At 70.1% G+C, this 13,447-nt stretch carries 7 protein-coding genes; 5 read left to right on the top strand and 2 right to left on the bottom strand.

From position 1 onward, the window contains the following. Nucleotides 1-262: 262 nt before the first annotated feature. The gene (locus tag BBK82_RS22940; RefSeq protein WP_065916839.1) at nt 263-5,455 is read right to left on the bottom strand and encodes an NACHT N-terminal helical domain 7-containing protein; all 5,193 of its coding nucleotides are present in this window, start codon (nt 5,453-5,455) and stop codon (nt 263-265) included. Between the two features lie 44 nt (nt 5,456-5,499). Continuing rightward, complete coding sequence (locus BBK82_RS22945; RefSeq protein ID WP_065916840.1) at nt 5,500-6,237, bottom strand: universal stress protein; 738 nt, start codon at nt 6,235-6,237, stop codon at nt 5,500-5,502. A 287-nt stretch (nt 6,238-6,524) separates the two neighbouring features. On the opposite strand from BBK82_RS22945, the gene BBK82_RS22950 reads away from it, so the two are divergent. From BBK82_RS22950 to ftsW, 5 genes are read left to right on the top strand one after another with little or no spacing between them, the layout of a single operon-like run. Further along, nucleotides 6,525-8,051 (top strand): UDP-N-acetylmuramoyl-L-alanyl-D-glutamate--2,6-diaminopimelate ligase, encoded by a 1,527-nt coding sequence (locus BBK82_RS22950; protein WP_065916841.1) that lies wholly within the window; start codon nt 6,525-6,527, stop codon nt 8,049-8,051. Beyond that, on the top strand, nt 8,048-9,508 hold the full coding sequence (locus tag BBK82_RS22955) for a UDP-N-acetylmuramoyl-tripeptide--D-alanyl-D-alanine ligase (protein ID WP_065916842.1): 1,461 nt from the start codon (nt 8,048-8,050) through the stop codon (nt 9,506-9,508). Before BBK82_RS22950 ends, BBK82_RS22955 begins: the two co-directional genes overlap by 4 nt. Next, on the top strand, nt 9,505-10,590 hold the full coding sequence (gene mraY, locus BBK82_RS22960; protein ID WP_065916843.1) for a phospho-N-acetylmuramoyl-pentapeptide-transferase: 1,086 nt from the start codon (nt 9,505-9,507) through the stop codon (nt 10,588-10,590). The genes BBK82_RS22955 and mraY overlap by 4 nt, the downstream gene beginning before the upstream one ends. Beyond that, entirely contained in the window at nt 10,590-11,954 is a 1,365-nt protein-coding gene (murD, locus tag BBK82_RS22965; RefSeq protein ID WP_065916844.1) for a UDP-N-acetylmuramoyl-L-alanine--D-glutamate ligase, read from the top strand. The genes mraY and murD overlap by 1 nt, the downstream gene beginning before the upstream one ends. Continuing rightward, nucleotides 11,951-13,420, top strand: a complete 1,470-nt coding sequence (gene ftsW / locus BBK82_RS22970) for a putative lipid II flippase FtsW (protein WP_065916845.1) — start codon at nt 11,951-11,953, stop codon at nt 13,418-13,420. Before murD ends, ftsW begins: the two co-directional genes overlap by 4 nt. Nucleotides 13,421-13,447 lie beyond the last annotated feature (27 nt).

Below are 13,447 nucleotides of genomic sequence, written 5' to 3' on the forward strand. Positions count from 1 at the left end.
TCGGTTCATCGGCCTGAGCTGCGGGGACCAGTGTCAGTGACAACGCTGAAGCCAAGATCGTGAATCGTGTGAAGCGCACGCCGAACTCCATCTCGCCTTGCTCTCCGGTTTGGGAGTATTAGACGTGATGAAAAGCGTTTTATTAAGAGAATGCGTGACGCGGATTTTCACTGTGAAACAATAATTTTCGCCATTGTCACGCGTAGGTGTGGCCTGGCTCACTTGCAAATTCTGGGCTTGTCGCCAAGGATGCGCGACCCACTCAGGCACGGCGGGGGTGCTCACCCGTGATGCCCCACACCAGCTGCTCGAACGGATCCGGATCCGGCATCCGCATGTCGACCGTCGACCACACCTTGGTGAACCCCTGGAGCACTTCGAGGTCGCCGTTCGTCCCGGTGAGGATCACCGGGATGACCTTCTTGCCGGTGCGCACAGACCAGTCGTTGACCAGTTCCATCTCGGCCTGGTGCCACGGCCCGTGCCCGGACGGCCCGAGCAGCACCGCGGCTGTCTGGCTCTTCTCGATGCCCTTCGCCATCTCCTGCTGCCAGCGCGTCCCCGGCTGGATGGCGTCGACGTCGAGCCACGGCAGGATCCCGCGCGCCTCCAGCCGCCGGGCGATCTCCACCACCTGCTGCTTGTCCTTGACGTTGTGGCACAGGAACACGTCGTAGGCGCCTTCGTCCCGCTTGCCCTTCAGCTTCACCGCCGCGACATCCTGATCGCGTTGCGCGTCGGCGTTGGTGTTCATCTCGACGACGACAGGCCGTACATCTGCGGTTTCGTGGTCCACGAGAGAGATGACCGTCGTCTCGCAGATAGGGCACTTCATCGCTGTGTGGCCGAGGTGGGCCTTACGCCTGACGATCACCTCGTCCACCACGTAATCGCATGGCTTGCACCGCCGTACCCGCCGCTGCTGCACCGTGTTGTTCACTGCACGCTGATGGAGGTGCTCGACGACATACGCCTCGAACTGCCGGCGAACGATCGGTTGCGCTTCGTCGTCGTAGTACAACACCAATTCGCCTTTGCCCTCTTCGAGCTCCCGGATCGCGATGCCGCACTCCCCACCGGCTTCGGCTTGGTAGCTCGCCGAGTTGTGCCACATCGGTCCGCGCTGGAAGAGCCTGGAGTGCGACAGCCGCACTGCCAACGTCGAGTAGATCGAGTAGAGGTTGCCGTCGAAGGTGAACACCACGTCCTGTCCCGGCACGTGCGGCGCGTCCGGCCGTTCTCTGGTGAACTGCGACGGGAAGATCAGGTCGACTTCCTTGTCGGTGATCTCCTTCAGTGCGATCTCCCTGCGCAGCAACTCCTGCACTACCGCGTTGAGCAGGACCCGCTCCTGGTGCTGGTTCGTGAGCCTCTCGGAGATCCGGAACCTGCCCTCGAGCGCGTCGTCCTCCCTGACGAACCCCAGCCCGTCCGGCTCGTTCTTGGCCGCCTCGACCAACGACGACGCGTAGGCGTCCAGCAGCTCGGGCCTGAGCAGCACGAATCCGCCGTAGGCCATCCTGCGCACCACGCCGACGCTTTCCAGACGCCCGATGCACACGGCGAACCGCTCGACCAGGTCGTCCGGCACCTCGTCCTGCGTCCTGGCGAAGCTGCGGGCGAGGTCGTCCACCGTGGACAGGATGCCGCCCTGTTGCTTCTCCTCCAGCACGAAGTCCTTGATGGCCTCGAACAACGCGTTCGAACTCACGACCGGCAGCGCGCTCCAGTCGATGCCGTCCCTGACCTGGCGCACCAGCTCGTCAACGCCCCAGCCCTCCTTCGCGCTCGTCTCCACGTACCCGTCGAAGCCGAGCGCCTTGACCGTGGCCTCGATGCGCTCCTGGCTGACGGCCGCGGTCCCGCGATCGGCTCGTGCCGCGACGAGGTAGACGCGCAACCTCCCCGCCGCCAGCTCGTCGAGCCTGCGGGCCTGGGCCAGCGCACGCCCCCAGTACTGGACGCCGGTGAACGGGTCGGTCTCGCTGCGGGCGTCGAACACGATCAGGGCCACCGCGACCTCGTTGAGGTGCAGCTGGTGGACCATGCGGTAGCCGGGCTGGCCGGCGAGGTCCCAGAGCAGTGTCTCCCTCGTCTGGACATCTCCCGTCGACGTGGTGACGTAGGACTTCTCGAACGTCCAGATGTTGCGGCCGTGGGTGGAGTCGGTGGGGGCGAAGGGCTGCCCGCTGAGGACGAGGCCGAGGCCGGACTTGCCGACGCCGGTGTCGCCGACGAGCACGATCTTGGCGTTGACGTACTGGCGGGCGGTCTTGGCGGCGCCGACGGTGTTCAGCACGTCGTAGTCGAGGCGGACGACGTCGACGTGGTTGCCGTCCTTCATCGCGAGCAACGGTTCGGTGGGGTGGAAGGAGAGCCCGCCCCGCAGCCCGACCTCGGTGCGCGGAACGGTGGCGACGCACTGCCAGTCCCGGCACCGCCAGATCCGCACCGTGAGGTCGGTCGACATCGTCGCGAGGAAGTCGCCGCGCGGCGAGAAGGCCGCGCAGACCAGGCCTTCGGTGTGTTCGGCCAGCAGCGCGACCGGCTTGTCGGCGACGAGGTCGTAGATCTGGACACCGGTCTCGACGAAGGGGGAGACGGCGGCGATCGCGGTCGTGGCGTCCGGTACGAAGGCGTCCAGCACCTGGCCACTGGGGTAAACCCGCCACACCCGGGTGAGGTCCGAAGCGCGGAACAGCTTCACCGAACTGCCGTGCGCGGTGAGGACGTGCGACCCGTCGGTGGTCCACCACGGCTTGGAGGCGAGGCTGACCTGCTTGCCGCCGAACCTGTGCGCCCTCAGCACGGCGCCGGTACCGGAGTCGAGGATCCTGAGGTCGTCGACGTCCACGACGGCGAGCGCCGCACCGTCGGGTGACCAGCTGATGCGCGCGTGTTGCGAGGCCGTTCCCAGGCGGCGTGCCTGTGCCGCGTCCAGGCCGGTGAGGACGATCCGGTGACTCTCGTGCGGCCGCACGATCGCGCCCTGCCTCGTCCTGCGCTGCAGCACCGCCGCGAGCTGGCGGTCCGGGTGCCACGCCATGTCGGACGCCCACCCGAACGGCTCCAGCGCCTGCGGCCCGGTCTCGGTCATCTCCCAGAACGCCAGCAGGCCCCCGGAGACGGCGGTGAGCAGCCGCCCGTCCGCCGACCAGGCGACCTCCTCGACCGCTTTGGAGCCCGAGTACAGGGCTTGGTGCACGAACTCCACCCCGGTCGGCGGTGACTCCGGCCCGGCCTGCACGGAGAGCGCCGTGCGCAGGTTGATGAACCCGTCGCCGATGACGACGGCGGAGTTCAGCGCTTGGCCGTCCGCAGGCCCCAACGCGCGCCAGAGGCGGAGGAGCTCGGGCTTCGGCGTGTACGCGAGGCTCTCCGGAGCAACGGACAACAGCAGCAGCATCAGGTTGGCCGAGTAGACCGCCTCGGCCTGGGCGGAGGAGCGGTCGGTGGGCCGGTAGCCGGCGTACCGGCCGACGTCACGTGGTCGCGGGCAGCGCTTCACCAACGCGTCGAGAGTGCGGAACGACCGGTTCCGATGCGACTGAGTCAGCTCACCCGACAGTTCCGTGACCATCTGCAGGACCTGCGGGCGGGTGGACAGCAGCTGATGGCACAACAGGGTGAACAGCTCGGTGTCCTCCGGCTCCCGGTCCAGCGCGGTCGCCGCCGCGAGGTCGTCCAGCGAGGCGAGGACGAACGAGGCGATCCGGTACTCGTCGAGCACCGTCTCGTGCAGCAGGACGGGGGGAAGCCGCCGGACCTGGTGACCGAGCGCGGCGAGATCGGCGTGGAACTCGCTCTCGCTCAGCCAGGTCCGGCCCCGGTTGAACATCCCCATCGCGGCGACGAGCCAGACGGAGGTGTCGGTGCCCATGCGCTGTGCGTGGCGGTCGAGCACGCGTCCGCGCAGGACCGCCTTCGACAGACCTGGGCTCGGCCGGGGCAGGTCCGGATCGGTGAGGTGTTCCGCGAGCAGGGACAGGAACAGCGGTGCCCGCGCCAGCTCGCGATGGGGCAGCACGCTCTCCGGGGCGAGCGGACGGCGTGCGGTGTTCGCCGTGGCCGCGTTCCACTTCTCGATCCACGAACGGATCTGGTCGTCGTCGAACTCCTCCAGCCGGACAACCGGTGTGCCGTCCGGGACGAGCACGTGCTTGACCGAGTCGGTCCGCATGGTGATCACCACGGCAACCGGGCGGTCCTGCGCGGCCGAGCGCTGCTGGAACCGCACGACCTCCGCGAGGTGGTCGGCCTGCGCCAGCGGGTCCAGTCCGTCCAGGACCACGACGCGCAGGTCCCGGTCGAGCTGCTCCCACCGGACGTGGCCGTCGGTGAGGAGCTCCACCGCGTGCTCGACCTGGCCTTCGAGGGAGGAGTCGCGACCGAACACCTCCTCCGTGGTCACCCGCACCACCGCGACGCCGCCGGACGGGGGGTGTGCTGCCAGCGCCTTCGCCAGGGTCGACTTGCCCGCACCGGAGACGCCGATGACCAGCGCGGGGAGCCGGGTCGCCGCGGCGCTGGTCAGGTGGGACTCGAGAAACCGGTCCAGGTCGTGGCGCACCGGCACCTCGGCCGTCCACCAGTCGTCGTCGGTCAACCGCGCGGACGGACCTGCCTCAATGGCACGGAAACGGGGACTGACGTAGGTCTGGCTGAGAGGCGGCAGACTCGCGTCACCCGTCGGCGGCTCGTGGAACGCGGACAGGTTCGCCGCGAGCACGATCTCGCGCTCCCTGACGTTCGACATGGCCGCGCGGGTCTCGCTCAGCTCGTCGGAGAACAAGACGTCGAGCATCCGGGTGTAGTCGTCCTCGGGGATCGACGCCCACAGCACGAACTCGCGAATGCCCTCGGCGAGCACCAGGTACCTCCGCCGGTACCGGTCGGTGACGTCGGCCGGGAAGCCGGGAGCCAGCAGGACGTCGATCCCAGGTCCGGGACTGGACCTCCGCAACGCGCGGTGGATCCGTTCCGACCGGTCCACGACCCACCTGGTGACGTCCGCGAGGTGGTCGTCGAAGGTGCGGGAGGCCGACGGCGCGGGGACGTCGTCCGAGTACAGGTTGGAGACGAACGAGTGGTCTTCCTGGTGCCAGTCGTCGTCGGCGGGCGGCTGCAGCCCGGGTGCCCCGAGCAGCACCTCGCGGCTCGCGTCGAACAGCGAGGTCATCAGCAAGGTGGTCTGCACCGCGATGACCAGTTCGCGCCGCTCCGGCCGCTCGGCCTGGGGTATCCGCCGGGTCGCCTTGTCCAGCGCGTCTGTGACCAGTTGGGGCACAGTGCTCCGCGGCAAGATCCAGCCGTACACGCCGAGCATCGACTTGCGCGCCCTGTTCGTGGTGAGCACGTTGCCCAGCCGCCGGTTGACCTGGTCGGTCCAGTGCGTGTCGTACTGGCCGAGCACCGCCAGGGCACCGCGGAAGTTCGTCGCTGACTCTGACGGCATCCGGCCATGCTAGAGAACGGCGTACGCCCCCGAACTAACTCCGGTCAGCCCTTCACCCGGTTGTCGTGCATCGGCTCCGGCCGCGCCACCAGCACCGGGCAGGACGAGTGGTAGAGCGCCGCCCGCGTGATCAACCCGACCCCGTCGTGCCGCCCACCCCGCGCGACCACCACGAGGTCCGAGTCGAGCGACGCCAACGCCTCGTGCGGGTGCCGCGACTCGACGACGACCTCGGGGGTCAGTTCGGGAGCGGTGGTGCGCAAGAACAACACGGCCTGCCTCAAAGCAGCCTCGTCCCGCGGCACGACGACACCGCCCTGCGCCGGCGGGTGCACGTGCAGCAGGCGCAACGAGGCGCGGCGGGTGCGGCAGAACTCGACGGCGCGGCGCAGGACGAGCGGGTCCTCGCAGCCGCCGACCGCCGCGGTGATCCAGCCGTGCTCGCCGCGGACGGCGGGGGGCCGGCCGCGCACGACGACGACGCCGCAGTGGGCGCGGCGCAACACCGGGAGGACGAGGGAGCCCAGACCCAGGCTGCGGTGCTGTTCGCCTTTGCACCCCAAGACCAAGGTCGCGCTGGAGTCCGACGCCCTCACCAGTGCGGCCACCGGGTCGTCGCCACTGGGGCGGAAGTGGGCGGTGAGCATCGGGAGTCGTTCGAGGACACGTTGGACGGTCGTGTCCGCCGGGTCGGCGAGGTAGACCTGGAGGTCCGTGCGCAGCGACCACGCGTGGCGCGCCGCCCACTCGAACGCGTGGTACGCGGACTCCGAAGTGTCCACGCCGACCGTGACCGAACGACTGAAATCGGGAGCCCAGAAGGAAAACCGCCTGGGTTCCGCCGCCGTGCTGGTTTTCATCGCCGCCTCCTGCCCGTCCCTACCTCACCGTGCGCGCACCGCTGGTCACAGGGCCGGAAGTCACCAAGCGGGCAGGAACTTGTGCGGCCGGACGGGCTCGCTGGAGCGGAGCAGCGAAAACCGCACTCGAACGGCCTATCACTGCTGATCATCACCCGATTGCCAACGCGCCGCCCGGCCACGCTGAGTGCGCCGGTAGCCTCTTGCCCGTGCCTGCCAAGCTCGAGGGCAAGGTCGCGACCGCCCCGCCCCGCCCGAACCACATCCGACCTGCATCCGTGGCTGCCCTGGCCGCGGTCGCCGACGTGCACCTGACCAGGCCGGGACATGCCGACGTCCAGGTGACGGGGGTGACCCTGCGTGCGCAGCAGGTGGTCCCCGGCGACCTCTATGCCGCGCTGCCCGGTGCGCACGCGCACGGTGCCGACTTCGCCGAGGCGGCGTTGGCGAACGGTGCCGTCGCCGTGCTGACCGACGAGGCGGGTGCCGCGCGCGAGTCGCTCAGGGACGTGCCCGTGCTGGTGCACCCGCGCCCGCGTGAGGTGGTGGGGTTGCTCGCCGCCCACGTCTACGGGCGGCCGTCGACGAAGGTCCGGCTCTGGGGCGTCACCGGCACGTCCGGCAAGACGACCACCACGTACATGATCGAGTCGGTGCTCAAGGCGGCCGGCCGGCAGACCGGGCTGATCGGCACGGTCGGCACCCGCATCGGCGACGAGCAGCTCGGCAGCTCGCACACCACGCCGGAGGCGCCGGACCTGCAGGCGTTGTTCGCGGTGATGGCCGAGCGCGGTGTCACCGACGTGGCGATGGAGGTCTCCAGCCACGCGCTGCACATGGGCCGGGTCGCCGCCACCGAGTTCGAGGTCGGCGCGTTCACCAACCTCAGCCAGGACCACCTCGACTTCCACGCCGACATGGAGGAGTACTTCCAGGTCAAGGCGCAGCTGTTCGACGGCCGCGCGCGCCGCGAGGTCGTGTGCGTCGACGGCGAGTGGGGTCCCCGGCTGGTCAAGGACACGACGGTCACCGTCTCCACCACCGGGCCCGCCACCTGGACCGCGAGCGGTGTCGAGGTGAGTGCGACCGGTGAGCAGACGTTCACCGCGCACGGACCGGACGGCGACGTCGAGATCCACCTGCCGCTCGCCGGCAGCTTCAACGTCGCGAACGCCCTGGTCGCCATCGCGTGTCTGCACGAGGAAGGCATCGGCACCGACGCCGTCCAGGCCGGCCTGAGCACCGTCCAGGTGCCCGGCCGCATGCAGCGCGTCGACGAGGGCCAGGCCTTCACCGCCGTCGTCGACTACTCGCACAAGCCGGCCGCCGTCGCGCTCGCGCTGGACGCCGTGCGCGCCAAGACCGACGGCCGGGTGATCGTCGTGCTGGGCTGCGGTGGCGACCGCGACCGCGCCAAGCGCCCCCTGATGGGAGAGGCCGCGGCCCAACGAGCCGACGTGGTGATCATCACCGATGACAACCCGAGGAGCGAAGACGCGTCCTCCATTCGGGCCGCCATGCTCGAAGGGGCCCTCGCCACCGCGAACCGGGGCGAGGTGCTGGAGATCGGCGACCGGAGGCTCGCGATCTTCAAGGCCGTCGAGCTCGCACATCCGGGTGACGTCGTCGTCGTGGCGGGCAAAGGACACGAGACGGGACAGGAGATCGCCGGCGTGGTCCACCCGTTCTCGGACGTGGACACCCTGACCGCCGCGATCAGGAAGGCACACCGTTGATCGCACTCACGCTCGCCGAGATCGCAGAGATCGTCGGCGGACGGTTGCACGCAACCGACGGAAGCCCGGTGGTCACCGGCACCATCGAGTTCGACACCCGCAAGGTCACCGAGGGCGGTCTGTTCCTGGCCCTGCCCGGTGAACGGGTGGACGGCCACGACTTCGCGGCGCAGGCCGTCGCGTCCGGTGCCGCCGGGGTGCTGGCCGGCCGCGAGGTCGACGCACCCGCGGTGATCGCGCCACCGGTGCCGACCAGGCACGCGAACGCCTACGTGCTCGCGGGCGACAAGAACGGCGAGGGCGCGGCGGTGCTCGAAGCACTCGCCAAGCTCGCCAGGCACGTCACCGACCGGCTGGAGGACCTGACGATCATCGGGATCACCGGGTCGGCGGGCAAGACGTCCACGAAGGACCTCATCGCCCAGGTGCTGCGCCCGGTCGGTGACGTCGTGGCGCCGCCGGAGTCGTTCAACAACGAGCTCGGCCACCCGTGGACCGCGCTGCGCGCAGGCGAGGACACCAGGTTCCTCGTGCTGGAGCTGTCCGCGCGCGGGGTCGGCCACATCGCGAACCTCTGCCAGGTCGCGCCGCCGAAGTTCGGTGCCGTACTCAACGTCGGCACCGCGCACCTCGCGGAGTTCGGCTCGCGCGAGGGCATCGCGCAGGGCAAGGGCGAGCTGGTCGAAGCGCTGCCGGAGGACGGTGTCGCGATCCTCAACGCCGACGACCCGCTGGTCGCCGGCATGGCGAGCCGCACGAAGGCCAAGGTCGTCCTGGTCGGCGAGCACCCGAACGCGGACGTCCGCGCGGTCGACGTCGAGCTCGACGAGCAGGCCAGGGCGAGCTTCACCCTGAAGACCGCCCAGGGCGACGCGCAGGTCAAGCTCGCGCTCAACGGCACCCACCAGGTCGGCAACGCACTGGTCGCCGCCGCGATCGCGCTGGAGCTGGGCGCCACCCCGGACGAAGTGGCGCAGCGGCTCGGCAGCGCGCAGCGGGTCTCCGCGCACCGCATGGTCATCACCGACCGGCCCGACGGCGTCACGGTGATCGACGACGCCTACAACGCCAACCCGGACTCGGTGCGGGCCGCGTTGAAGGCGCTCGCGTCGATCGCCCGTTCCACCACTCCCGCCCGCCGCAGCTGGGCCGTGCTCGGCCCGATGGCGGAGCTGGGCGACGACGCGGTGCGCGAGCACGACGAGATCGGCCGCCTGGTGGTGCGCCTCGACATCAGCAAGCTCGTCGTCGTCGGTGACCCGGCCCGCGCGATGCACCAGGGTGCCCACCTGGAAGGATCTTGGGGAGACGAATCCGTCCTGGTGCCGGACGCGGACGCGGCCATCGCGTTGCTCTCGGGGGAAGTCCGGCCCGGTGACGTCGTGCTGGTCAAGGCATCCAACGCCTACCGCCTGTGGCGCATCGCCGAGGCCCTGCTGGAGGCAGGAACCAAGTGAAGAGCATCCTGATCGCGGCTGCGATCGCACTCGCGGTGTCGATCCTGCTGACGCCCTACCTGATCAAGATCTTCTCGCGCCAGGGCTTCGGCCAGGAGATCCGCGAGGACGGCCCGCAGCACCACAAGACCAAGCGCGGCACGCCGACCATGGGTGGTCTCGCCATCCTGGTCGCGATGTGGGCCGGTTACCTCGGCACGCACCTGGTGAACTCGATGTCGGCGTCCGCGTCGGGGCAGACCCCGACCGCGTCCGGCCTGCTGGTGCTGATGCTGACGACGTCGCTGGGGCTCGTCGGCTTCCTCGACGACTTCATCAAGATCCGCAAGGCGCGCAACCTCGGTCTGAACAAGACCGCGAAGCTCGTCGGCCAGTTCATCGCGACGATCACGTTCGCGATCCTCGTGCTGCAGTTCCCGAACAAGGAAGGCCTGACGCCCGCGTCGGTCAATTTGTCGTTCGTCCGCGACATCACCGTGGTCTCGTTCGGCACCATCGGGTTCATCGTCTTCTGCTACGGCATGGTGGCGGCCTGGTCGAACGCCGTGAACCTGACCGACGGCCTCGACGGTCTCGCCGGTGGCTCGTCGGCGATGGTGTTCGGCACCTACGTCGTGATCTCGTTCTGGCAGTTCCGCTACAACTGCACCAGCTACGCGGTGGTCGGCTGCTACGACGTGCGCGACCCGCTGGACCTCGCGGTGATCGCCGCGGCCGCGATGGCGGGCTGCATCGGCTTCCTCTGGTGGAACGCCGCCCCGGCCAAGATCTTCATGGGTGACACCGGTTCGCTCGCGCTCGGCGGCCTGGTCGCCGGTCTCGCGATCGCGACCCGCACCGAGCTGCTGATGATCGTCATCGGTGGTCTGTTCGTGGTCGAGGCGCTGTCGGTGGCCATGCAGGTCGCCGTCTTCCGCACCTCACGACGGCGCCTGTTCCGCATGGCGCCGTTCCACCACCACTTCGAGCTGGCCGGGTGGGCGGAAACCACGGTCATCATCCGGTTCTGGTTGATGGCCGGTATCTGCTGCATGTTCGGCCTGGGCGTCTTCTACAGCGAGTGGTTGACGGGCGGGTTCTGATGACGAAGCTGGCCGGTTCACGCGTACTGGTCGCCGGTGCCGGTGTGACCGGCCGGTCGGCAGCGGAGGCGTTGCTCGCGGCGGGCGCCGAGGTCGTGGTGACGGACTCGTCGCCGGAGCGGCTGATGGCGCTGGAGTCGTTGCTGGAGAGCGTCGAGCTGGTGCCGGGCCTGACCGAGCCGCCGGCCGGGACGTCGCTGGTGGTCACGAGCCCCGGCTGGCAGCCGTCGAGCCCGTTGCTGGCGGCGTCGGCGTCGGCGGGCATCGAGGTGATCGGCGAGGTCGAGCTGGCCTGGCGGATGGCGGCCGAGCTGGCCGACCCGCCGGTGTGGCTCGCGGTGACCGGCACGAACGGCAAGACCACCACCGTCGGCATGCTGGAGTCGATCCTGCAGGCCGCCGGTGCGGACGCGGTGGCGTGCGGCAACGTCGGCCTGCCCGTCGTGGACGCGCTGCTGGCCGGTCGCCGGGTGCTCGCGGTGGAGCTGTCGAGCTTCCAGCTGCACTGGGCGCCGTCGGTGCGGCCGCAGGCGGGCGCGCTGCTCAACCTCGCGGAGGACCACCTCGACTGGCACGGCGGCATGGGGCCGTACGCGCGGGCCAAGGCGCGGGTCCTCACCGGTGAGGTCGCGATCGGCTGGCTGGAGGACGAGCTCGTCGTCGACCTGCTGCAGGACGCGCCGGCCCGCGACAAGGTCGGGTTCACGCTGGAGGAGCCCGCGGCGGGCCAGCTCGGCGTGCGCGACGGCTGGCTGGTCGACCGGGCGTTCGCCGACGACGAGCCGCTGGTCGAGGTGGCGAAGATCCGCCCGGCCGGTCCGCCCGGCATCGCGGACGCCCTCGCCGCCACGGCGCTCGCACGCGCCTACGGCGTGCCGTCGGAGGCCGTGCGGGAGGGTTTGGAGTCGTTCGAACCGGCGGCTCACCGGGCTGTGCTCGTCGGGACCGCCGACGACATCCGGTACGTCAACGACTCGAAGGCGACGAACCCGCACGCGGCGGTGGCGTCGCTGCGGGCGTTCGACAGCGTCGTGTGGATCGCGGGTGGTCTGCTGAAGGGCGCGTCGGTCGAGGAGATGGTCCGGTCGGAGGCACACCGGTTGCGCGCGGCGGTGCTGATCGGCCAGGACCGGCAGGTCGTCGCGGACGCACTGGCGCGACACGCGCCCGATGTCCCCGTCCGGGTCCTCGACCCAGGGGACGATGAGCCCATGACCGTCGCCGTTCGTGCTGCCCGGGAACTGGCGAGGCCGGGTGACACCGTGCTGCTCGCACCCGCGGCGGCCTCCATGGACATGTTCACCGACTACGCCCACCGCGGGCAGGCCTTCACGGCCGCCGTGCAGGAGCTCATCGGCCGATGAGCGTCGTCGCGGAGAAGACGAGGGCGAAGCGCAAGGTGCGTCCGGCCGGGCGCGTCGCGTCGGTGCGCAGCGGTCTGACCGCGTGGCTGAGCCGGCCGCTCGCCGACTTCCACCTGCTGCTCGCCGTCTTCGGCATGCTGACCGTGCTCGGCCTGGTGATGGTGCTGTCGGCGTCGGCACCGGGGCAGGTCGCCTCCGGTGTGTCGGCCTACAGCGTGTTCCAGAAGCAGCTGATCTACGTCTGCGTGGGCGCGGTGCTGTTCTGGATCGTGCTGCGGTTCCCGTTGCGCCGGCTGCGGCACCTGTCGACCGCCGCGATGGGCATCGGTGTGGTGCTGCTGGCGCTGGTGCTGACGCCGCTGGGCGACGTCCGCGGTGGCGCCAAGTCGTGGTTCACGCTCGGCCCGATCTCGTTCCAGCCGATCGAGGCGGTCAAGCTCGCGCTGGCGTTGTGGGGCGCGCACGTGCTGGTCACCAAGCGGGCGCTGCTGTCGCAGTACCGGCACCTGCTGGTGCCCGTCGTGCCGGTGGCGATGCTGGTGTTCGCGCTGGTCATGCTGCAGCCCGACCTCGGCGGCACGATCACGCTCGGCGTGGTGCTGATCAGCCTGCTGTGGTTCGTGGGCGCGCCGATGCGGTTGTTCGGCGTGATCGCCGCCGGTGCGGTCGCCGGTGCCGTCGTGCTCGCGATCGGCGCCACCTACCGGCTGCAGCGCGTGACGTCGTTCCTCAACCCGGAGGCCGACCCGGACGGTGCCGGTCACCAGGCGCGGCAGGCGATGTTCGCGCTCGCCGAGGGCGGCCTGTTCGGCAAGGGGCTCGCCAGGGGCAGCTCGCAGTGGCGGTACCTGCCCAACGTCGAGTCGGACTTCATCTTCGCCGTCATCGGCGAGGAGCTCGGGTTCGTCGGGTGCGCGCTGGTGCTCGCGCTGTTCGGCACGCTCGCGTGGGTCGGCCTGCGGGTCGCCTCGCGCAACACCGACCCGTGGATCCGGATCGTGGCCGCGACGCTGACGGTGTGGCTGGTCGCGCAGGCCGCGATCAACATCGGGTACGTCGTGAAGCTGCTGCCGGTCACGGGCCTCACGCTGCCGATGATCTCCTCCGGCGGGACCTCGATCGTGATCACCATGATCGTGTTCGGCATCCTCGCGAACTGCGCCCGGCACGAGCCGGAAGCCGTGGCCGCCCTGCGGTCGCTGGGCCCCGGCCGGGTCGGTGGCCTGCTGAAGCTGCCCGCTCCCGAGGCCTACAAGCCGGCCCCCAAGCGCAAGCCCGTCCGCCCGTCCACGCCGCCGCGCGCACCGGGCCGCAACCGCACCGCGCAACTTCCGGTGATGGACGAACGTCGTATGGCTGGGCGGTCCGCACCGCCCTCGGAGTACCGTCGCCGCGAAACCCGGCGGGTGAACCAGAGCCGGGCGGAGCTCGGCCGATCGACCCGCGGTCGCGGGCGGTACAACTGATTCGCAGCGAACCAACACCGGAGGAAG

Source organism: Lentzea guizhouensis (assembly GCF_001701025.1).
In the GTDB taxonomy this organism is placed as follows: domain Bacteria; phylum Actinomycetota; class Actinomycetes; order Mycobacteriales; family Pseudonocardiaceae; genus Lentzea; species Lentzea guizhouensis.